This window comes from Corynebacterium sp. HFH0082 (assembly GCF_000411235.1).
In the GTDB taxonomy this organism is placed as follows: Bacteria; Actinomycetota; Actinomycetes; order Mycobacteriales; family Mycobacteriaceae; genus Corynebacterium; species Corynebacterium jeikeium_D.
Genome location: NZ_KE150404.1, coordinates 1379591 through 1402023, shown reverse-complemented (window position 1 = coordinate 1402023; position 22433 = coordinate 1379591). Strand labels below are relative to the sequence as shown.

General features: G+C 59.2%; 19 protein-coding genes. 3 read left to right on the top strand and 16 right to left on the bottom strand.

All coding sequences use genetic code 11. The features are described 5' to 3' along the window. The 12 genes from HMPREF1206_RS06020 to rho form a co-directional block, all read right to left on the bottom strand. Nucleotides 1-981: a F0F1 ATP synthase subunit gamma gene (locus HMPREF1206_RS06020; RefSeq protein WP_005509705.1), complete on the bottom strand. Its 981-nt coding sequence runs from the start codon at nucleotides 979-981 to the stop codon at nucleotides 1-3. 53 nt (nucleotides 982-1034) lie between these two features. After that, nucleotides 1035-2678, bottom strand: coding sequence for a F0F1 ATP synthase subunit alpha (gene atpA, locus HMPREF1206_RS06015; RefSeq protein ID WP_005509387.1), 1644 nt, complete (start codon nucleotides 2676-2678; stop codon nucleotides 1035-1037). Between the two features lie 54 nt (nucleotides 2679-2732). Next, nucleotides 2733-3551, bottom strand: a complete 819-nt coding sequence (locus HMPREF1206_RS06010; RefSeq protein ID WP_016422457.1) for a F0F1 ATP synthase subunit delta — start codon at nucleotides 3549-3551, stop codon at nucleotides 2733-2735. Nucleotides 3552-3556: 5 nt separating this feature from the next. Then, nucleotides 3557-4120: a F0F1 ATP synthase subunit B gene (locus HMPREF1206_RS06005; RefSeq protein ID WP_005509352.1), complete on the bottom strand. Its 564-nt coding sequence runs from the start codon at nucleotides 4118-4120 to the stop codon at nucleotides 3557-3559. 32 nt (nucleotides 4121-4152) lie between these two features. Beyond that, nucleotides 4153-4404: an ATP synthase F0 subunit C gene (locus tag HMPREF1206_RS06000; RefSeq protein ID WP_016422456.1), complete on the bottom strand. Its 252-nt coding sequence runs from the start codon at nucleotides 4402-4404 to the stop codon at nucleotides 4153-4155. Between the two features lie 141 nt (nucleotides 4405-4545). After that, the gene (atpB, locus tag HMPREF1206_RS05995; protein ID WP_016422455.1) at nucleotides 4546-5340 is read right to left on the bottom strand and encodes a F0F1 ATP synthase subunit A; all 795 of its coding nucleotides are present in this window, start codon (nucleotides 5338-5340) and stop codon (nucleotides 4546-4548) included. Nucleotides 5341-5730: 390 nt separating this feature from the next. After that, nucleotides 5731-6180, bottom strand: coding sequence for a hypothetical protein (locus HMPREF1206_RS05990; RefSeq protein WP_016422454.1), 450 nt, complete (start codon nucleotides 6178-6180; stop codon nucleotides 5731-5733). Then, a complete protein-coding gene (locus HMPREF1206_RS05985) occupies nucleotides 6177-7409 on the bottom strand; it encodes a glycosyltransferase family 4 protein (RefSeq protein WP_224783720.1) in 1233 nt (410 codons plus the stop codon). The genes HMPREF1206_RS05990 and HMPREF1206_RS05985 overlap by 4 nt, the downstream gene beginning before the upstream one ends. Before the next feature lie 82 nt (nucleotides 7410-7491). Further along, nucleotides 7492-8148 carry an L-threonylcarbamoyladenylate synthase gene (locus HMPREF1206_RS05980; RefSeq protein WP_005509411.1) on the bottom strand — a complete coding sequence of 219 codons (657 nt, stop codon included), beginning with the start codon at nucleotides 8146-8148 and terminating at the stop codon, nucleotides 7492-7494. Between the two features lie 37 nt (nucleotides 8149-8185). After that, a complete protein-coding gene (gene prmC / locus HMPREF1206_RS05975) occupies nucleotides 8186-9130 on the bottom strand; it encodes a peptide chain release factor N(5)-glutamine methyltransferase (protein WP_016422452.1) in 945 nt (314 codons plus the stop codon). Beyond that, the gene (prfA, locus tag HMPREF1206_RS05970; protein ID WP_016422451.1) at nucleotides 9117-10190 is read right to left on the bottom strand and encodes a peptide chain release factor 1; all 1074 of its coding nucleotides are present in this window, start codon (nucleotides 10188-10190) and stop codon (nucleotides 9117-9119) included. Before prfA ends, prmC begins: the two co-directional genes overlap by 14 nt. Before the next feature lie 66 nt (nucleotides 10191-10256). Next, nucleotides 10257-12209, bottom strand: coding sequence for a transcription termination factor Rho (gene rho, locus HMPREF1206_RS05965; RefSeq protein WP_016422450.1), 1953 nt, complete (start codon nucleotides 12207-12209; stop codon nucleotides 10257-10259). Between the two features lie 515 nt (nucleotides 12210-12724). On the opposite strand from rho, the gene HMPREF1206_RS05960 reads away from it, so the two are divergent. Next, nucleotides 12725-14443: a long-chain fatty-acid--CoA ligase gene (locus tag HMPREF1206_RS05960; RefSeq protein WP_042388601.1), complete on the top strand. Its 1719-nt coding sequence runs from the start codon at nucleotides 12725-12727 to the stop codon at nucleotides 14441-14443. Nucleotides 14444-14488: 45 nt separating this feature from the next. Here the strand turns inward: HMPREF1206_RS05960 and thrB are convergent, their stop codons facing one another. The 4 genes from thrB to argS form a co-directional block, all read right to left on the bottom strand. Then, nucleotides 14489-15415, bottom strand: coding sequence for a homoserine kinase (thrB, locus tag HMPREF1206_RS05955; RefSeq protein WP_005509404.1), 927 nt, complete (start codon nucleotides 15413-15415; stop codon nucleotides 14489-14491). Continuing rightward, nucleotides 15416-16750: a homoserine dehydrogenase gene (locus tag HMPREF1206_RS05950; protein WP_016422448.1), complete on the bottom strand. Its 1335-nt coding sequence runs from the start codon at nucleotides 16748-16750 to the stop codon at nucleotides 15416-15418. Further along, nucleotides 16747-18165, bottom strand: coding sequence for a diaminopimelate decarboxylase (gene lysA / locus HMPREF1206_RS05945; RefSeq protein ID WP_016422447.1), 1419 nt, complete (start codon nucleotides 18163-18165; stop codon nucleotides 16747-16749). Before lysA ends, HMPREF1206_RS05950 begins: the two co-directional genes overlap by 4 nt. A 66-nt stretch (nucleotides 18166-18231) precedes the next feature. Further along, nucleotides 18232-19884, bottom strand: coding sequence for an arginine--tRNA ligase (gene argS / locus HMPREF1206_RS05940; RefSeq protein ID WP_016422446.1), 1653 nt, complete (start codon nucleotides 19882-19884; stop codon nucleotides 18232-18234). 213 nt (nucleotides 19885-20097) lie between these two features. On the opposite strand from argS, the gene HMPREF1206_RS05935 reads away from it, so the two are divergent. Together HMPREF1206_RS05935 and HMPREF1206_RS05930 are read left to right on the top strand one after the other, a co-directional pair. Then, entirely contained in the window at nucleotides 20098-20886 is a 789-nt protein-coding gene (locus HMPREF1206_RS05935) for a (Fe-S)-binding protein (protein ID WP_042388597.1), read from the top strand. Continuing rightward, a complete protein-coding gene (locus HMPREF1206_RS05930; RefSeq protein WP_016422444.1) occupies nucleotides 20886-22433 on the top strand; it encodes a LutB/LldF family L-lactate oxidation iron-sulfur protein in 1548 nt (515 codons plus the stop codon). Before HMPREF1206_RS05935 ends, HMPREF1206_RS05930 begins: the two co-directional genes overlap by 1 nt.

The window sequence follows — 22433 nt, the reverse complement described above, 5'->3', positions numbered from 1 at the left end:
CTAGTCACTTTCTCCGCTGTCGTCGAGCGCACCGGCGCCACCGACGATTTCTGTGATTTCCTGGGTAATCTGTGCCTGACGTGCCTGGTTAGCAACACGCGAGAGGTCCTTGACCAGCTCGGTAGCGTTGTCCGTCGCGGACTTCATAGCGTTACGACGGGCAGCGGACTCAGAGGCAGCGGCCTCGAGCATCACTGCGAACAGAGTGCGGGACACGTACTGCGGCAGAAGCTCTGCCAACAGGGTGTCTGCATCAGGCTCGAATTCATAGTCCGGCTTGAGGTCATCTGATCCATCGGACAGCATGTCCTCGCCCTGAGCAATCTCGACATCCTCGTACACAGGCTCAATCGGGAGCATCTGGTGTGCACGCGGAATCTGAGAAAGCATGGACACGAATTCCGTGTAGACAACGTGGACCTGGTCGAAGCCCTGAACGGCCTCGCCGTTGGTGCCACGCAGGCCTTCGCGGTACTTGGCAGTGCCCTCGGCCGTAGCGTTGAAACCATCAATGAGGTGACGACGCACGTCGTGGGTTGCGGCGTAGTCCGGATCCTGGGAGAAGCCCTCCCACGTACCGGCGAGCTCGACACCACGGAAGTCGTAGTAGTCGGTGCCCTTACGGCCAGTCACGTAGAGAACGACCTCATGCCCCTGCTCTTCCAGAGCGGTACGCAGTTCTGCAGCCTTCTTCAGGACGTTGTGGTTGTAGCCGCCACACATGCCGCGGTCACTGGTGACAACCAGGACTGCAACACGCTGGTTACCCTCACGCTTTACGAGCATCGGGTGATCCAACGACGAAGCCGATGCGAGACGTCCGATGACCTTCTCGATTTCGTCGGCGTACGGCTGGGAGTCTGCTACGCGACGCTGCGCCTTAGTAATGCGCGAGGTTGCGATAAGCTCCTGGGCCTTGGTGATCTTCTTGGTCGAGTTCACCGACTTGATTCGGGCTCGAAGTTCACGAAGATTCGCCATGTCCTATTCCCTCCCTTCAATTGCGAAAACGGTCATTGAGTAGCTCAACCTGCCTAGTTCTGGGCAGTCTTGCGGGAGACCGTAATCTGCTGCTTCTTGAGCTCGCCCTCGTCGAGTGCCTCGACCGGAGCCTCGGAAGCCAGCGGTGCGCCCTCAGAAGTCTGGAAGGACTTCTTGAAGTTAGCGGTAGCGGACTTCAGAGCAGCCTTGGACTCGTCAGAGAAGGCGACGCCGCCGTCAATCTGCTCGAAGACTGCAGGCTGAGTGTCCTGCAGGTGCTCAAGCAGCTCGGCCTCGAAGCGACGGACGTCCTCAACCGGGACATCGTCGAATTCGCCCTCGCCAGCGAGGTAGATGGAGGTCATCTGGTACTCGACCGGCTGCGGGTGGTTTTCCTTCTGCTTCAGCAGCTCAACCAGACGCTGACCGCGCTCCAGCTGACGCTTGGAGGCATCGTCCAGGTCGGATGCGAACATTGCGAATGCTTCCAGGTCGCGGTAGGACGCGAGGTCCAGACGCAGGTTACCGGAAACCTTCTTCATGCCCTTGGTCTGTGCGGCACCACCAACACGGGAAACCGACACACCGACGTTAATAGCCGGGCGGACACCCTGGTTGAACAGGTCGGACTCGAGGAAGACCTGGCCGTCGGTAATGGAAATGACGTTGGTCGGAATGAAGGCCGACACGTCGTTTGCCTTGGTCTCGATGATCGGCAGTGCGGTCAGCGAGCCTGCACCCATGTCGTCGGAGAGCTTCGCAGCACGCTCCAGCAGACGGGAGTGGAGGTAGAAGACGTCACCCGGGTAAGCTTCGCGTCCCGGCGGGCGACGCAGCAGCAGCGAGATGGCACGGTATGCCTCTGCCTGCTTAGTCAGATCATCGTAAATGACCAGGACGTGCTTGCCCTGGTACATCCAGTGCTGACCCAGTGCGGCGCCTGCGAATGGTGCAAGCCACTTGAAGCCTGCGGCATCCGACGCCGGGGCAGCAACGATGGTGGTGTACTCGAGTGCGCCCTGCTCCTCGAGAGTCTGGCGCACACCAGCAATGGTGGAGCCCTTCTGACCGATAGCAACGTAGATGCATCGCACCTGCTTGCTCGGGTCACCGGACTCCCAGTTAGCCTTCTGGTTCAAAATGGTGTCCAGGCAGACCGCGGTCTTACCGGTCTTACGGTCACCAATGATCAGCTGACGCTGACCACGACCAATTGGGGTCATTGCGTCGATGGCCTTAATACCAGTAGCCATCGGCTCTTCAACCGGCTGACGCTGCAGCACGGTCGGTGCCTGCAGCTCGAGGACGCGGTCCTCTTCAGCCTCAATGTCGCCCAGGCCGTCAATCGGCTGGCCCAGGGGGTTAATTACGCGACCGAGGAACTTGTCCCCGACCGGAATCGAAAGGACGTCACCCGTCCGCTTTACCTCGTCACCCTCTTTAAGCGACTCGAAGTTACCCAGCACCACAACGCCGACCTTGTCGGTGTCGAGGTTCTGAGCGACGCCAATAACGCCGCCCGGGAACTCCAGAAGCTCATTCGTCATGACCGACGGCATTCCCGAAACCTGGGCGATACCATCAGCTGCACTGATAACAACGCCAACCTCCTCGCGGGAGGCCTCCGGGGAGTAGCTCGAGGTGTAGTTCGCAATCGCGCTACGGATCTCGTCGGAGGAGATCGTCAGCTCCGCCATGTTCTTCCTGCTCTCGGTAATATTCTTCCAGTGATTAATCGTCTAAACCATCCGTCAGCCGAGGCCGACGCGCAGCTTCTCAAGCTTTGTTGAAAGGCTACCGTCGATGACCTCGTCGCCAACCCGGATGACCAGTCCACCGAGAATCGACTTATCGATCACGGTGTGGATGGACATCGCCTTGCCGTAGACTCGGCCGAGCTTGTCCGCCAGTGCTCGCTCTTGCTCGTCAGAGACGGCCGTGGCACTGGTCACGCGAGCGACGACGTGGTTCCGCAGGCCGGCGGCTAGCCGGGACAGGGAGTCAATGTCGTCCGCGGGGCGCTTGGATGGGCGGCCAACAGCCTGCAGTGCGAGGGTTTCGGTCACGGAAGTGACCTTGCCGTACAGCACAGAGGCGAGGAGCCCACGCTTGGCTTCGGGGGTTGCGGCCTTGTCGGCCAGCAGCTGTTCAAGCTGCGACTGCTCAGCCAGGATGTGTCCCAGTTGGAACAGCTCAGACTCAACAGTCTCAAGCTGTCCCTGGCCTTCGGCAGAGCGAAGGAGGGCTCGACGGCCCAGCTCTACCAAACCCTTACGCATTTCACGCGGGGTGGACCATACCTGCGCGGCAGCATCCACGACGAGGTTAAGGGTCGTCTCAGATACCTTGCCCGCGAACAGGCTCCGGACAAGGCCGGAACGCTGTTCCGCAGTCGCCGAGGTGTCGGCGACAGCGACACGCAGGCCGCGGTCGGAGTCCAGGACCTCGACGATGTCGAAAAGCTCGGAACCAGTCTGAGCAGCCTGAGCAACAGCGACATTGTCGCCACCGATAGCGGCGTCCAGTCGCTGGCTAAGGGCTGCCAGGGATTCGCGGCTTGCTGCGTGCATGTCGCCTACTTTCCGGCCGGGGCCACGGTGTCAAGGTTGGACAAGAAGTTGTCAATCGTCGACGAGTTACGAACGTCGTCGGAAAGCTGCTCGCCCAGAAGGCGCTCAGCGAGATTGATGGAGTTCTGGCCCATTTCCTTGCGCAGCTCTGCGACTACCTGCTCACGCTGGGCAGCGAGCTGCTTCTCACCGGACTCGATGATTCGTGCGCTCTCGTCATTAGCCTTGGTCGTAGCGTCTGCAATGATGCGCTGACCCTGTGCACGGGCTTCGTCGCGAATCTTTGCTGCTTCAGTACGGGCCTCTGCGAGCTGACTGTTGTACTTTTCCAGAGCGGCCTTGGCTTCAGCCTGTGCAGCTTCAGCGCGTTCAATGCCGCCCTCAATCCGGTCCTCCCGCTCGGTCAGGACCTCCTGGAACTTCGGAAGAACGAGCTTCCAGAAGAGAACCAGGATAACTACCAGCGGGACAACGGACCAGACGATGTCATAGGTCTTTGGCAGCAGCGGGTTAATGGACTCTCCCATCGGGAGGTCACCCGCCGCTAGCAAAAAGGTGAAATCTGTCATGGTTTACGTGTTCTCCGCTTGAAGGTCCGGACTTAGAAAACGAAGCCTGCGACCAGGCCGATCAGGGCGAGAGCCTCAGTGAAGGCGATACCCAGGAACATGGTGGTACGCAGCTGGCCGGCCATCTCAGGCTGGCGTGCCATACCCTCAACGGTCTTGCCGGCGACGATGCCGATACCGAGGCCCGGGCCCAGGGTGGACAGACCGTAACCGATGGTCTTCAGGCCAGCGTTGGTGTCGACAGCCTGGACAGCGTCCTGGGCGGAGAGGATGACGTCGTTCATTATGAACCGTTCCCTTTCTTAAAGGATGGCCCCGGATTAAAGATTGTTCTAAGTAGGCCCGGGGCTTTTGTGGGTCAAGTGGGTCTTGCTATTAAGTTTGCGAGGCCTTGTTGCCGAATTTGCGGCCTCATTAGTTATGGGTTAGTGCTCGTCTGCGTGCAGCGACAGTTCGATGTAGACGGCGCTCAGCAGGGCAAAGATGTATGCCTGCAGGAAAATCACCAGCATCTCGAACAGCGTGAATGCTACCGCAGCGACAAGGGTCAACCCGGACAGGGCGGTCCAACCATTCAGCTGCCAGAAGAAGAAGTTCGTGGCACCGAAAAGCAGGACTAGAACCATGTGGCCCGCCAGCATGTTGGCCATCAGACGGATGGTCAGCGTAACTGGGCGGAGAACGAAGTTGGAGAAAATCTCGATCGGCACCACGATGAGGTGGAGTACCGGTGGCAAGTTCGGAATAACGACTGCCGACTTCACAAACTTGAAGAAGCCCATCTTCTTCGAGCCCGCGTAAATGAAGGCAACGTATGCGAACAGGGCCAGAACCAGTGGCATACCGATTCGGGCGTTCGGCGAAATATTGAGGCCAGGAATAATAGCCGCAATATTCATCGAGATAACAAGGAAGAAGATGGTGGCCAGAACCGGAAGGAAACGACGCCCCTCCTTCTTACCCAGAATCTCCTCCGCGATGTGGATGCGGACGAAGTCCAGCATCAACTCCGCAACGTTCTGCAGACCAGTCGGCACGAGCTTCGGACGACGCATTGCGACGACGAAGAACACGGCGACGATCACGGCCATCAAAAGACGAACAATCATCAGGCGGTCCATGGCGTACCAGTCGCCACTACCACCTAAAATGAAGTCGCCAAATTGTTCACCCGGGAAATACTCCTCCTGCAAGTTGGGTGAGTGAAACTCACCCCGCATCTCGGCAAGTGTTGTAACGCTCAGCGTTCTCTCCCGTGATTGGGCCGCTAGAACTATTGTCAAGCGGTGCGAAGGACGTCATTTAACGTGTCGCGCCGCGGATTCCATTCGCTCATCAGCACGGCGCTCACGGGGACCGTACCTGTGGAAATGATAGTTATTTCGCTACAGGCCGTCTTACCCGAAACTCAGGATAACAGTTCTGACTCATTTTCCCCACCCGGTACACCCCCGCGTTTCCGACCCCGAAACCAACAAAGAGGCCGACCCCCGCTGTGGGTTTCGGCCTCTATTTGTGGCATCTTCTGCACAAACTGGACAATATGCTTATTACCTGCGGTTTTAGAGGCGCATTGCAGCCTCTCAGCAGGTCAACAAGTTATTAACGAGCTATTCGTCCTTCATTGGTTGCACATAAGTGAGGTTAGATTGCGACATTCCCCACACTTCTGCACCCAGCGTCACCATCAGCGTGAGTACAACAGTGACGAAGAAAGTCATGTTGTCATAAACCTCAAGATTTCTAATAACAACCAGGACGCCGATTAGTACGACAATCTTCAACAACCAGCCACCCAATACAACGGCAAGCGTGACGGACGGCGAAGTTCGAGCAGTAAAGAGGATGCCTAGAACGGTAAGCAATACGAAGCTTCCGCTAATGCCCGCACCAAGGAGTACGCCCCAGACACCGGGCATACCGTTTTTGCCACCCCAGACCAGCAGCGAAAGCACGGTAATCACAGCGAGCGCGATTGCGCCCGAGCGAGCAGCAGCCAGCAGCGGTCGCCGCGAATCATCGTATTTAGACTCGGGCTCCGGAGTTGTTTTTTCAGTCACGGTCGAAGATTGTACCTTCTGCGTCCACGTCGACGTCTTATAACCTGCCGGACCCCACTTCCACTTCTGGGACGCGCTCCCGTTGAACGGTCGTCGGCAAGCGCATTGCGACGGCGGAGGGTGAAGACAACCGCGATGATAAGCAGGATCCCGAAGGTGAGAGCGACAAATTCAAAGGGGAAAATGGTCGTGGCAACGGCGGCGTACGCGACGACCGACACCCATAGGTAAAGCACTAGCACCACGCGGCGATGACTGTGTCCCATCGACAGGAGGCGGTGGTGAATATGCATTTTGTCGGGTGAGAAGGGTGACTTGCCCTGACTGACGCGGCGAACAACAGCAAGCAACAAGTCGAGCATTGGCACGCTAATTGCTGCGATGACGACCACAACCGGCGAGATTAGAGCGATGACGTCAGCGGTGCCGTACATGGAGGGCGCGATGCGTCCCGACGCCGACACCGATGCCGCTGCGAGCAGCAAACCGATCATCATGGCGCCGGAATCGCCCATGAAAATGCGTGCGGGTTCGAAGTTGTGTGGCAAGAAACCCAGGCAAGCGCCGAGGAGGCACGCGGAAATCATCGCGGGTGGATAGGCGGAAACGGTGCCACCTTGGTCGTGAAGCATGACCATCGAATAGACAAGGATTGCAGCTGCGGCAATCATGCCGAGTCCAGCTGCGAGACCATCAATGCCGTCAACAAAATTGAAGGCGTTAATCAATGCCACAGTAAATAGGACAGTCAACACTGTGGACATGATTGGATCGAGAATGAGCGTGGCGCCGCCACTAAAAGGGATATAGAGCAGATACCAGTTGACGCCCATAAATGACATCAAAAGTGCCGCCGCGACCTGCCCCACCAGCTTGGTGAGGGCATCTAAGTCAAAGAGGTCATCCCAAATACCGACGATTAGCAAGAGCGACGCGGCCGCTACAACTGCCCTCATATCTGGAGTCATGGGCGGAAAACCACGGTTGAGAGCCGGCATCACCGAGGCAAGGGCGATAGCTGCGACCACCCCGGAGTACATCGCCACGCCTCCGAGCCTGGGCTTCGGAATATCGTGGACATCGCGCGTGCGGGGCGCATCCAACCAGCCCGAGCGGACCAGCACATAACGCACCACTCCAGTGAGCAAATAACTGACAGCAGCGGAAACTAAAACGAGCATGGCGAGCTCGCGGATGGGCACACCTGCCCCACCCGACTGGGCTGCCAATAAGCTCATGTCCGCCACTAGGTACTACTCACCCACACAATCGCTGCAGATACTAAACAGGAAAAGCCTTAGGTAGACAAGACTACTGCCCCAGCAGTCGCTCGGGCGTAGTACTCAAAACCTCGGCAACCGCCGCTGCTGACACAGCGCCTTCGCGCAGAATCCGCGGCACTGGAGTCGAGATATCGACAATCGTCGATGGGGTGCCAATCGTGGCTTCGCCGCCGTCGACGTAGACAGCCGCTTCCCCACCCAACATCTGCTTGGCACGCACGGCATTGGTGGCCGGTGCCTGGCCGGAGATGTTCGCACTGGACACGGCCATCGGACCGGTGCGGCGCAGAATCTCGATAGCAATTGGGTGCAGCGGCATGCGCAGCATGACCGTACCCGCAGTATCACCAAGGTTCCACGGCAAGCTCGGCGCCTGGTTCACAACCAGCGACAGTCCGCCCGGCCAGAAAGCCTCCACCAGCGTGCGAGCAGCTGGCGAGTATTCGCGGACGAGCCCCTCAATCGTGTTCCAGGAACCCACGAGTACCGGTACCGGCATATCCGGGCCGCGGTGCTTGGCACGCAGCAAGGAGGCAACGGCCTGGTTATCAAAGGCATCGCAGCCAAGACCATAGACGGTATCGGTAGGCATAACGACCAGCCGTCCTGCCTTCACTGCATCTACTGCTGCTGCAATTGCGCGTTCGCGGTTTTCATCTGTGCTGCAGTCCATAATCCTGCTCATCAGATTTGTGCTCCTGCTTCAAAGTTTGCTTTTAAGATCAATTTTTGCGTCCCACCGTAAAACGGTCACGACCTGCAAGGTCACGGTGGACCTCTACATCAGCGTAATCCCAGGTGTCCTTTAGCAGTGAACTGACATCGTCTCCTGAAGAGTCATCGTGCTCGATGCCGATGACTCCACCCGGCCGCACCAGCGCATCCACTAGGTTCATCATAGGTCGAATGACATCTAGCCCATCGTCGCCGCCGAAGACCGCAGAGTGCGGATCAGCTCTCACCTCGGGGGCAACCTCGGTGTCTTCGGGCACATATGGAGGGTTGGACACAACAATGTCGGTCTCATCTACCCAATCTGCGAGTTCACCGCCAGCATCAATCAGCTGTATATCCGTGACATCGCCAGCAATCAGACGCACACGCCCATCGCCGTACGTCTCGATATTCTTCGCAGCCCACGCCCGTGCCCGCTCGGAGAGCTCCACAGCCACCACGTCCGCTTCGGGTACGGCATCGGCGATTGCCAACGCCAACGCACCGGATCCAGTACACAAGTCAACGATTTTCGGCTTGACGACGCCACTTGCGACCAGTTCACGGGCTCGATCGATTGCCCACTGCGCAAGCAGTTCCGTCTCCGGCCGGGGCACAAAAACACCGGGCCCAACCTGTAGTTCCAGGCTCATCATCGGCGCCGTACCGAGGATGTGCTGCAGTGGCTCACGAGCCACTCTGCGGGCCAGTACCTCGGCCAGATACTTGCGACCGTCCTCATCGGTGTACGGTTCGTCTCCGCGGAAGATGATGTCTGCCGGTCCCGCATTGATAGCAGCTGCAAACAGCGCCCGCGCGTCGGCATCCGGAGAAGCCAGCGCCGCGTCGTCAAGCGTGCGACGCGCATAGCGAAACAGCTCGCCGAGAGTACGGACGGAATCCGGTAACGTCGGCGAGCTATTTTCTGCGGGCGTGGGGCTACTCGGCTTCAAGACGCTCAGCGCGCTCCGCGTCGTGGAGGGCCTTGAGCAGGTCATCCATGTCGCCGCCCAGCACCGAGTCCAGGTTGTGAGCCTTGTAACCGATGCGGTGATCGGAAACGCGGTTCTCCGGGAAGTTGTAAGTGCGGATGCGCTCGGAGCGATCCATGTTGCGCACCTGAGACTTACGCTGGTCAGAGGCGGCCTCGGCAATCTCCTCTTCCTTCATCTGCTGCAGTCGAGCAGCAAGGACCTGCATAGCGCGGGCCTTGTTCTGAATCTGCGAGCGTTCCTTCTGACAGGTAACAACGAGACCAGTCGGCAGGTGCGTCAGGCGAACGGCGGAGTCAGTGGTGTTAACACCCTGACCGCCCTTACCGGAGGAGCGGTAGACGTCGACACGCAGATCCTTTTCATCAATCTGAATGTCTTCGACCTCGTCGGGCTCCGGGTAGACCAGCACACCAGCGGCGGACGTCTGAATACGGCCCTGAGATTCGGTAACCGGCACGCGCTGCACGCGGTGAACGCCACCTTCAAACTTGAACACGCTCCACGCACCGTCACGGGACGGAGTCTTAGCTCGGATGGACATAGTCATGTCCTTCACGCCGCCGAGATCAGACTCGGACAGCCCGAGAATCTCGGTGGTAAAGCCGTGCTTTTCTGCATAGCGCTGGTACATACGAGCGAGCTCACCTGCGAAGAGCGCTGCCTCCTCACCGCCGGCACCGGACTTGAGCTCCATAACGATGTCATCGCTGTCGTGCGGATCGCGCGGAGCCAGCAGGTCGGCGAGCTTTTCCTCGAGCTCCTCTGCCTCGACAGCGAGACGCTCAGCCTCAGCTGCGAATTCGGAGTCCTCGTATGCCATCTCGCGAGCTGCCTCCAGGTCATCCTGGACCTCAGTCAACTTCTTGTGAGTCTGAATGACCGGCTGCAACTCATTGAAGCGCTTGCCGACCTTACGGGCAGCCTTCGGGTCGTTGTGCAGCTCGGGGTCTGCCAGCTGCGCCTCAAGGCCGTGGTATTCGGAGAGGATGTCGTCAACTGCGGAAACCTGATTAGCCATTGAATATTCCTTCAGATTGTGATGGGTGAAATGCTGGTTAGTGCTGTGGTTTGCGGCTAACCCCAGCTAAAGCATGTCGTCCACATCAACGTCGGCGGCCATTGGTGCAGAAGAAGCCACCTGCATCAGGAATTCCTTATTGTTCCGGGTCTTCTTCAGCTGCTTAATCAACAGGTCAATAGCAGCCTGCGACTCCAGCGCGGAGAGGATGCGGCGCAGCTTGTGCATAATGCGAGCCTCCTCCGTGCTGAGCAGCAGCTCATCCTTACGAGTACCCGACGGGTTGACATCCACTGCCGGGAACACGCGGCGCTCGGAGATTTTACGGTCGAGCTTCAGCTCGGCGTTACCGGTGCCCTTGAACTCCTCGAAGATGACGGTATCGCCTGCGGAGCCGGTCTCCACCATCGCGGTGGCGATGATGGTGAGGCTGCCGCCTTCCTCGATGTTTCGGGCAGCACCCAAGAAGCGCTTCGGCGGGTACAGAGCGTTGGAGTCCACACCACCGGAGAGGATTCGTCCCGATGCCGGCGAAGAGTTGTTGTACGCACGGCCAAGGCGGGTAATGGAGTCCAGCAGTACGACGACGTCCTGCCCCTGTTCCACCAGACGCTTTGCACGCTCAATAGCCAACTCGGCCACTGCCGTGTGATCTGACGGCGGGCGGTCGAAGGTAGAAGCAATAACCTCGCCACGGACACTGCGCTGCATGTCGGTGACTTCCTCCGGGCGCTCGTCGACAAGCACGACCATCATGTAGCACTCGGGGTTGTTCGTCGCGATAGCGTTCGCGATGTTCTGCAGGATCGTGGTCTTACCGGCCTTCGGCGGCGAAACGATGAGCGCACGCTGCCCCTTACCAATCGGCATAATCAGGTCTATGACGCGAGTGGTGAGGATCTTCTGCTCGGTCTCCAGACGCAGGCGACGGTTCGGGTACAGCGGGGTGAGCTTAGCGAAGTTCGGGCGCTGCTTTGCCTGCTCCGGATCGATGCCGTTTACGGTTTCGACCTTGACCAGCGGGTTGTACTTGCGGCGATTACGGCCGTTGCCATGAGTGACCTGGCCCGAGCCATTCTCCCGTGGCATGCGGACCTGCCCCGTAACGGCGTCGCCCTTGCGCAGACCGTACTTACGAACCATTTGCGCGGACACCAGCACATCGTTAGAGCCCGGCAGGTAGCCAGACGTGCGCACGAATGCGGTCTTGTTATCTAGCACATCGACGATGCCAGCCACCGGCTGGAGAACGTCATCCTCGCGGATCTCGTCCTGGCCGCCGTGTCCCCCACCGTTGTTATCGCGTCCGCGACGGTCGCGGCGATTGCGACGGTTGCGGCGGTTACGGTTGCCACGACCGTCATCGTCATGGTTATTGCGGTCGTTATTGCGATTGTTGTTGCGACCGCGGCGGTTGTTGCGGTTGCCGCGGCCTTCATCGTCGTTGTCTCGATCGTGGTTGTTGCGATCGTTGCGGTTATTACGGTCGTTGCGATCACCGCGGTCATTACGATCATTACGATCGTTGCGATTGTCGTTACGCTCACCGCGGTCGTTGCCGTTATCGGAATCGTCGCGGCTATCGTTGCTGCGATCGTCCTGATTCTCCTGCTCGCGCTGACGAGCACGGTTACGACGATTTCGACGCTGCTGAGAACGGGACATCTCCTCGCGGCCATCCGCGTTGGCGTCGTCACGCTTGTCGTTGCCCTTGTCGCTCTTGTCGGCGCTCTTACTGGAACCCTTATCCGCGCTTTCCGACGGCGATTCCTTGGCATCCTTCGCCTTGGAGCCGGTATCCGCAGCCCCAGCCGCAGCCTTCTTCGCGCGGGATTTCCGAGCTGGAGCGGAACCAGCAGCCGGGGCACCATTCTTAATGGCCTCGATCAGCTCATGCTTGCGCATGGCGGAGATGCCGCGAATGCCCTTGCTGGAAGCGATTTCACGCAGTTCTGCCATTCGGAGGGCCGCAAGATTCTCTGGGCCGCCTGCCGTGGCAGTGGTGTCCGTATCGGTCACGGATGTCCTTTCATCGACCTTCCCTGCAGTCACTCTCTACAGGGGGCTATGTCATTGACACTTTTTCGCTCTTACTGCCCGCCACCGCGTGTGCTCCGTCGTCGAACCTTTACCACGTGCGGAAAAGTAGCCGCAGCTGACGGGAAATTATCGAAAAAGCCAGGCAAAAGACCTCGACGTTGAAACTAAACCGAGGCATCTTGCCTACATTATTTCCGCATCTCAAACCCGAGCGTCCGGGCTGAAGATGGTTAGGAAATTCTAGGTCCACAGCACCGCAAGACTATGTAGTCGCACTACTGATTTGTGTGTTTTCAATGTCACGTTGCGCCATCGCGTTGTGTGAACAACTGCGAAGGTCAACGGCATGCGGAGTACATGAAGAAGTACGTATCTAGCCGCGTATTGAAAACGACCTATTGCCCAAGGATAGTCACCAAATAGTCAGGTAGCAACACTAGTTCTCACCTGCGTTTCGCTAGGTCGCGGGGCTGTGAGTCGGTACTGTAGAGCTCATGCGCAGTACGATGCCTCATATTCCTCTCAATATCGCTCAGATTGTGGAATACGGTCGCACCATTCACGGTCGGACTCCGGTGACCTCCTGGAACAGTGACGGACCTGAGACCACCACTTTTTCCGCCATCGCCGCGCGCGCTAGTGCGCTGGCACATGCACTTCGCGATGAGCTCGGCATCGACGGCGACCAGCGCATCGCCACCCTGATGTACAACTGCACCGAACACTTCGAGGTCTTCCTCGGCGTCGCCTCCATGGGCGCGGTATTCCAGCCGCTGAACAAGCAGCTCATGCCGGATCAGATTGTGCACATTATCAATCACGCCGATGACCAGGTCATTATCGCGGACCCGACCGAGATCGAACTGCTCGCCGAGGTTCTTCCCCACTGCCCGCACGTCCGCGCTGTCATCATTATCGGTATCGGTGATCTGTCCGACGTGGCTGAGCAACTGCCAGATGGCATCCCGTGGTACTCCTACGAATCGCTCATCGACGGACGCCCCAGCCGCTTCGACTGGCCTGAGCTCGACGAAAGCTCCGGTGCAGCCATGTGCTATTCGACGGGCACCGAAGGCGCACCTAAAGGTGTCGTCTACAGCCACCGTTCGCTGTACTTGCACAGCCTGAATATGCGCACCACTGACTCCTTTGCAATTTCGCATGGAAACCCATGGCTTTGCTGTGTGCCCATTTATCACGTCCTGTCCTGGGGCGTGCCGCTGGCCTCCTTCATGTGCGGGGCGTCGCTAATCTTCCCCGGCGCGGACCTGTCCGCACCACGTCTGGCAGAAATCATCGAAACCTCAATGCCGCGCGTAGCTCAGGGCGTGCCGACGCTGTGGATTAACCTCATGGCGCACTACCTCAGCAATCCTCCGAAGCGCATGAGCCTGCAGGAGATTTTCTCGGGCGGTTCCCCTGTCCCGCCTGCACTGATTCGGCTCTGGGAAGAGCGCTACGGTGTCGACGTCATCCACTTCTGGGGCATGACCGAGACTTCGCCTATCGGTACCGTGGCACGTCCTCCGTACGGCGCCTCCGGTGAGGCCCGCGAACGCTACCGTGTCAGCCAAGGGCGTTTCCCGGACATCATGCAGTTCCGCATTGTTGATGACAACGACCGCGTGCTCGACCTGCATGACCGCAACCAGGGTGAGCTGCAGGTGCGCGGCAACACGGTCACCGGAGGCTACTACAGTTCTCCGGAGGCTCAAGATGGAGGCACCGCGCACTTCTTCCGCGGTGCGGAGGTCGACGAGGCTAGCGAACAGTTCACCGAGGACGGGTGGCTCCGCACTGGCGATGTCGGCTCGATTACTCACGACGGCTATCTGACTATTCATGACCGTGCTCGCGATGTCATTCGTTCCGGTGGCGAGTGGATCTACTCTGCTCAGCTGGAGAACTTCGTAATGGAAAGCCCACAGGTACTCGAGTGCGCGATTATCGGCATGCCAGATAAAAAGTGGGGTGAGCGCCCACTGGCCATTACGGTGCTGATGCCGGAAGTTGAACCAAGCAAGGAGACCGCTGAAATGCTCCGCGATGAGCTGCGGCCAAAGCTACCAAAGTGGATGTTGCCGGAGTACTGGGCCTTCGTGGACTCAATCGATAAGACCTCAGTGGGCAAGTTCGACAAGAAAGACCTGCGCTCGCACTTGAGCGCAGGTCAGTACAGCATCGTGAAACTGAAGGGGCCGGGCGAAAAGTAGGTGGCAGGCTAAGCCACTGGCTCGGCACCTGGCCGCAGCGGCGGCTTAGCCGTCGACCACGACCTTAACCGGCTCGCCGATTCCCAGCTCCATGACCTTGATGCCAGCCTCGCGGGCATCGTCCAAGATCTTCTCATCCACTGCAGTAGTTCCCAGAACCATACAGGTCGGGCCAGCACCCGAGAGAAATGCTGCGTAGCCACGGTTGCGCAGGCGGTTGACCCACTCTGCGGTCACCGGCAGCACGTCGGAGCGGTACGGCTGGTGCAGGCGATCTCGCGTTCCCTCCCACAGCAGTTCCGGGTGGGACTGCAGCGCTGCGGTCATAACCGCAGTACGGGAGACATTGAAACGAGCGTCGACATGCGAAACATCGCTCGGCAGCACCTGACGGACTGCATTCGTGGAGGCGTGGAATGCCGGTACGAGTGCGGTAGCCTGAATGGACTCATGCACCGGAATGCTCACTGCTCGGTACTGAGGTGCGGTGCGACCATCGACAGGCTTGTCGGTCCAGCTGACCACTGCCCCGCCGAGAACGGATGCGCCGGCATTATCCGGGTGGCCCTCGAAGACCGAGGATTCCTGGATTACCTGGTCGTCGGTAAGCGGGAAGCCCGCCAGACCGTTAGCGGCAGCGACACCAGCAACAGCGGCGGCTGCGGAAGAGCCCAGACCGCGCGACTGCGGAATGGTGTTGTGGCAAATAACCTTCAGCCCCGGTGCCTCGACTCCTGCAGCGCGAAGGCCCGCGCGAATCGCGCGCACAACCAGATTAGATTCGTTGCGCGGCAGGTCAACTTCGCCCTCGCCGTGAATTTCAACGACGACACCGGACTCGATGACCTCGACCTCGACGATGTCGTAGAGCGCAACTGCCAACCCCAGGGTGTCGAAGCCCGGGCCCAAGTTCGCTGACGAACCTGCAACAGTGACGGTGACCTTCTGACCCGGGAAAAGCTCCTGTGCCATTTAGATATCCATTCCTTCGATACGAATGACGTTGTTGACGGCCAAAACCGCGTCGTTGGCGCGCAATTCGTCAACCGTTGCTTCCAAATCCTTCTCCAGTGCCTTGTGGGTCACGATGACCAGGCGAGCGCCGTTGGCGCCCTCTTCCTGGCGGACGGTGCGCAGGGAGATGTTGTGATCAGAGAAGGTACGAGCGACATCGGCAAGCACTCCGACACGATCGTCGACGTGCAGGTCGATGTGGTAGCGGGTGCGAACGTCACCGAAGTCGAGAATCGGCAGGTTAGCGTAGGTGGAATCTCCCGGTGCGCGACCACCGTGGACAATGTTGCGAGCAGCTGCAACGAGGTCACCGAGCACTGCGGAGGCGGTCGGATTACCACCAGCGCCGTTGCCGTAGAACATCAGGCGACCAGCGGCCTCGGCCTCAATGAAGACAGCGTTGAAGGACTCACGCACAGTTGCCAGCGGGTGACGACGTGGAATCAGCGCTGGGTACACGCGGGCGGAAATGGACTCCTTGCCATTTTCGTCCGTAACCCGCTCACAGGTAGCCAGCAGCTTAATGGTGCAGTCTGCGCTCTTGGCAGCTGCGATGTCGTCAGCGGTGATCTCGGTAATGCCCTCGCAGTGAACGTCATCAGCAGTCACGCGGGTGTGGAATGCCAGGCTGGCCAGAATAGCTGCCTTGGAAGCGGCATCGTGGCCCTCGACGTCTGCAGTCGGGTCGGCCTCGGCGTAACCCAGGCGGGTGGCCTCTGCCAGCATCTCGTCGTAGTCCGCACCGGTGGAGTCCATCGCATCAAGGATGAAGTTGGTAGTGCCGTTGACAATGCCCATGACCTTATTGACAGTGTCACCGGCCAGCGAACGACGGAGCGGACCGACGACCGGGATAGCTGCCGCCACAGCTGCCTCAAAGAACAGGTCGACACCCGAGGAATCAGCAGCCTCAGAGAGCTCCTCGCCGTGCGCGGCGACGAGTGCCTTGTTGGCGGTCACGACCGACTTGCCGGCACGCAGTGCCTCCAGCACAACGCGACGTGGGTAATCAATGCCGCCGATGACCTCGACTACCAGGTCAACGTCATCGCGCTGAACCAGCGAAAAAGCATCATCGGTAAGAAGATCCTGATCCACATTCGGACGCGGCTTGGTCTTGTCGCTCACAGCAATACCAACGACCTCGACCGGGCCGCCGATGCGGCGCTCGAAGTCCTCAGCCTTCTCGTTGAGCAGGCGGTAAACCTCAGTACCGACTGTGCCAAGACCTAAAATAGCGACACCAACTTTGTGGCCCTCGCCCTTTCCAGGATTATTCGTTGCGGCAGTCATCGTGGCGTTTCACACTCCAGGCTTAGTAAGTCTTGTACGGTTTCTCGTCTTAATATTTGGGTCACTTGACCATCGCATACCGACACTACTGGTGGTCGCGTCAGCATGTTGTAGCGGCTGGCCATTGCGTAACAGTATGCCCCAGTAGCAGCGAGCGCGAACAGATCACCCTCGACAATGTCGTTCGGGTAGTTCGCATCGTTAATCAGAATGTCTCCCGATTCACAGTGCTTTCCGACGACGCGGGTGGGAATCCTGGAACCGGACACCTCGCGATTAACGACGCGACCATCATAGTTCGAGCCGTAAAGCGCCGGACGAATATTGTCGCTCATGCCGCCATCGACCGATACGTAACGACGGGTCATGCCATCATCGATGGTCACATCCTTCAAAGTGCCCACTTCGTACACCGTGACCATGGACGGGCCAACGATGGCACGACCTGGTTCAACAGCCACTGCCGGAGTCGCAATGCCGATACGCTGCGCAAGCTTGTCTACGGCAGTGAGGATCTCGTCGGCAAGCGGAGCAACGTCGAGGGGCTGCTCGCCTGCGGTGTAGGCGATCCCGAAACCGCCACCGAGGTCAAGAGTGTTGAAGTGTTCCGAGATTTCAGTGCCGTGGCGTTCGACCAGCTTTTCCACCAGTGAGAACACGCGCTCGGCGGCGAGAATGAAACCGTCGGAATCGACAATCTGAGAGCCGATGTGGCAGTGGAGACCAATCAGGCGCAGATTGTCGTCCTCTTCTACGAGGTTGGCAGCTTCCAGCGCCGAACCGGACGCGAGGGAAAAGCCAAACTTCTGATCCTCATGCGCGGTAGCGATGAACTCGTGGGTGTGCGCTTCCACACCGGGCTTCACGCGGACGAGCACATCCTGCACCACGCCTGCTTCAGCCGCCACCTGGGACAGGCGACGCAGCTCCGAACGGGAGTCAAGCACAATCTTTCCCACGCCAGCGGAGATAGCATCACGCAGCTCAGCGGTGGACTTGTTATTGCCGTGGAAGGTCATGTCCTTGGCTGGGAAGCCCGCAGCCAGAGCGATAGCCATCTCGTTGCCCGAGGCGACATCGAGATGCAGCCCCTCCTCCATTACCCAGCGGGCAATGGTCTTCGACAGGAAAGCCTTGGATGCGTAGTGGACATTCTCCGCGCCGCGGAAAGCCTTGGCCATCGAGCGGCAGCGGGAGCGGAAGTCCTGCTCATCGACGACAAAAACCGGCGTGCCAAATTCCTTGGCAATGTCGACCAGGCTCACGCCGCCAATCTCCACCGAGCCGGGATTCTCTTCGTCAGCGTCCCGACGACGGGCGGTAGTTGGCCAGACATGCGCTGGTAGTTCATTAAATTGGGTGGAATCGGGTCGGGTGTAACCACCCAGTTCGAAACCATTGCCGTCGATAGGCACGAAACAGCTCTCTTTCTCCGTTACCCGGACGGAGCAACGGGGGTGTAGTTTTACGGGCGCGTTCGACTACATGCGCTCAGGTGCGGTAACACCGAGCAGCTGCAGAGCATTGGCCAGCGTCTGGCGGGTAGCCTCAGCCAGGCCGAGACGAGCACGGTGCAGCTCGGAGACCTCTTCGTCGGCCTTTGGCAGAATCTGGCAGGTGTCGTAGAAGCGGTGGAAGACACCGGCGAGCTGCTCAGCGTAACGGGCAATGCGGTGTGGTTCCCGCAGGTCAGCAGCAGACTTGATGATGGCCGGGAACTCACCGATAGTGCGGATGAGCTCACCTTCGCGGTCCTCTACCAGCAGGGAGAAGTCAGCGCCTTCGCTGGTCACACCGGTCTCTTCGGCACGGCGACCGATTGAGCACAGACGAGCGTGGCCGTACTGGACGTAGTAGACCGGGTTGTCGCTGGACTGCGAAGCCCACAGCCCCAGGTCGATATCCAGGCTGGAGTCGACGGAGGAACGGATTAGCGAGTAGCGAGCAGCATCGACACCAATGGCCTCAACCAGGTCGTCCAAGGTGACCACTGTGCCCGCACGCTTGGACATCCGGACAGCCTTGCCGTCGCGAAGCAAGTTGACCATCTGACCGATGAGCACCTCGACGCCGTCGGCGTTGTAGCCGAGCGCGGCAGCGGCGGCGCGCAGACGCGCGATGTAGCCGTGGTGATCGGCACCCAGCATGTAGATGCACAGGTTGTGGCCGCGGTCGAACTTGTTCTTAACGTATGCGATGTCACCTGCGATGTAGGCTGCGTCGCCGTCGGACTTGATGACCACGCGGTCCTTGTCGTCACCGTAATCGGTGGACTTCAGCCACCACGCGCCGTCAGCTTCGTAGAGCTTGCCGTTTTCCTTCAGGGAATTGACAGCTGCTTCCACCTGACCGGACTCGAACAGCGAGTTTTCGTGGAAGTAAACGTCGAAGTCGGTGCCGAACTCGTGCAGAGACTTCTTGATGTGCTCGAACATCATGTCCACGCCGATGGCGCGGAAGTGCTCCTGGACCTCTTCCTCAGAGCCCTCGAGTGCCTGCGGGTTCTTCTCCAGCACGGCAGCGGCGATGTCTTGGATGTACTCTCCGCCGTAGCCATCTTCCGGAGTCGGCTGGTTGCGAGCGGCTGCAACCAGGGAGTCGGAGAAGCGGTCAATCTGGCGACCGTGGTCATTGAAGTAGTACTCACGGGTGACTTTGGCACCGGTGGCGGACAGGACACGACCGAGAGCGTCACCGACTGCTGCCCAGCGAGTACCACCCAGGTGGATTGGCCCGGTCGGATTTGCGGAGACAAACTCCAGGTTCACGTCGAGGTTGGAGTTGAAGTCGGCATGACCCCACTTCTCCCCCGCTGCCAGGACGTCCTCGACGATCTTGCCCTGGGCATCGGAGGCCAGGCGGATGTTAATAAAGCCCGGGCCTGCGATGGTTGCTTCATCGATGCCCTCAGAAGCGCCGAGCGCTGTGGCAATTTCAGTTGCCAAGTCACGCGGCACCATGCCGACGCGCTTGCCCAGCTGCATGGCGATATTGGTTGCATAGTCGCCGTGCTCAGGGTTACGCGGACGCTCGACGGTCGGGTTTTCCGGCACGATAGAGACATCGGCATCGTGGGCAGTCAAAACCTCGACGGTGACTTTTCGGACTAGTACAGCAAGATCAGCAGGATTCACGATTGCCTATCCTATTAGGTCAATCGCAGTCGTGGAAACATCAGCCACCAAAAGATTGATTTGAGGGGTATCTGCAGGCCACCGCGTCCGGCTGTCCTACACCGCTTTCACGGTCCAGCCGAATTCAGGTTGAGAACAGATTTAATCCGGGGCTAGGCGTAGCATTCAGGTAGGAAATTATTGCCTTACCCCTCAACCCTTTTTGGAGCGACCGTGAAAGTAGCACTTTTCGCGACCTGCATCGGGGACATGATGTTTCCAGATGCAGTGAGTGCGACCGCCAGAGTTCTCACGCGCCTAGGATGCGATGTGGTCTTTCCACCACAACAAACCTGCTGCGGCCAAATGCACGTCAACACCGGGTACCAGAAGGAAGTCCTTCCTCAGCTGGACACCTACGCTGATGCTTTTGCAGATTCCTCGATTGATTACGTTGTCGCCCCGTCCGGTTCCTGCGCCGGCGCCGTTCGCCACCAGCATCCGATGATTGCGGGCCGTTACGGTACCCGTGCCCAAGTCCACGCGGCACAGGCCTGCGCGAACAAGACGCTGGATCTCTCCGAGTTCATCACCGATGTCGCTGGTGTGACTGACGTCGGTGCTTACTTCCCCCACTCAGTGACCTACCACTCCACCTGCCACAGCTTGCGGGTACTCAAGGTGGGTGACCGTCCGTGGCGGCTGCTCAGCGCAGTCGATGGAATCGATCTGCGCGAGCTGCCTGGCGCGGCGGAGTGCTGCGGTTTTGGCGGCACCTTCTCGGTGAAGAATGCGGAGACCTCCGCTGCAATGGTTGCCGACAAGACAGCCAATATCCGCGCTACGGAAGCGGAGTTCGTCACCGCTGGCGATGCTTCCTGCTTGCTCAATATCGGTGGCGCGTTGCGTCGCCAGGACTCTGGCGTGCACGCCATCCATATGGCCGAGATTCTGGCCTCCACCAAGGAGACCCCGTTTGATGTGCACAACCGCCAAGAGGCTTCCCTGCGAGGTGAACAGTAATGGTCGCAATTAACGTCGGCATGCCAGCCCTTCCTCCCCGCGCGCCGCACAACGTCGGGCATCTGCGCGGTACGCGCGGGTTCACGGCCGCAGCGCACGAGGAGCTCAAGAACACTCGCATGCGCGAAAATGTCGGTCATGCCACGCGTTCGATTCGTCAGAAGCGCGCGCATGTCGTAGCCGAGAAGAATGACTGGGAGCAGCTGCGGCTCGCGGGCAGCCACATCAAGCGCGATGTTATGGCGCGTCTGCCGGAACTGCTGGAGCAGTTTGAAGAGTCAGTTACGAACGCCGGCGGTCACGTCCACTGGGCGCGCGATGCCGCCGAGGCAAACCGCATCATCACGGACTTGGTGAAAGAGACCGGCGAAGAAAAGGTCGTCAAGATTAAGTCGATGGCCACACAGGAAATCGGCTTGAACGAAGCGCTTGCCGACGCCGGCATCACCGCCCGCGAAACCGACCTGGCGGAACTCATCGTTCAGCTTGCCGACGACATGCCGAGCCACATCCTGGTTCCTGCTATCCACCGCAATCGCGAAGATATCCGCGAGATCTTCCTCAATGGAATCCCCGGAGTCGACCCGGACCTGAAAGCCAATCCGGCCGATCTCGCCGAGGCATCCCGCAAGTTCCTGCGCGAGCAGTTTATGGAGGCCAAGGTTGCGATTTCCGGCGCGAACTTCGGTGTAGCCGAAACCGGCACGGTAGCCGTCGTCGAATCTGAGGGCAACGGCCGTATGTGCCTCACACTGCCGGAAACACTGATTTCGGTGATGGGTATTGAGAAGCTGCTTCCCACCTTCCAGGATCTGGAAGTCTTCTTGCAGCTACTGCCACGGTCGTCGACAGGCGAGCGTATGAATCCCTACACCTCTCTGTGGACGGGAACGACCGACGGCGACGGCCCGAAGAATTTCCACATTGTGTTGCTGGACAATGGGCGCTCGGCCACTCTTGCAGATCCGATTGGGCGTGAAGCGCTGAAGTGCATTCGCTGCTCGGCATGCCTGAATATCTGCCCTGTTTATGAGCACGTGGGCGGTCACGCTTACGGTTCGGTCTACCCGGGTCCGATTGGTGCGATTTTGTCCCCGCAGCTCACTGGCATGGATTCCTACGATGATCCGAATGCTTCGCTGCCCTATGCGTCGTCGCTGTGCGGGGCTTGCTTTGAGGTCTGTCCGGTGCGAATTGACATCCCTGCGGCACTGCTGGAGCTGCGCCACCGTAAGGTCACGGAGCACCGCCCGCCGGTGGAGGGCAAGCTGTTTGCCACACTCGGGTTCATCATGGGCAATCAGAAGCTGTGGAACATGAGCGCAAAGATGGCCTCCCTCGCCCGCGTACTCGGGTTGAAGGACGGCGAGATTCACGCCCTGCCGCTCTTCCTCAGCGGATGGTCCGATGCGCGTGATACCCCGGTTCCGCCGCAGAAGCCCTTCCGCTCCGTGTGGGGTTCGGAGGATCTCTCCGCTCAGTTGGCGCGTGAATCGGCGCATCAGGTACCGACCAAGATCAATGGCCAAAGCGAAAAGGAGTCCTAG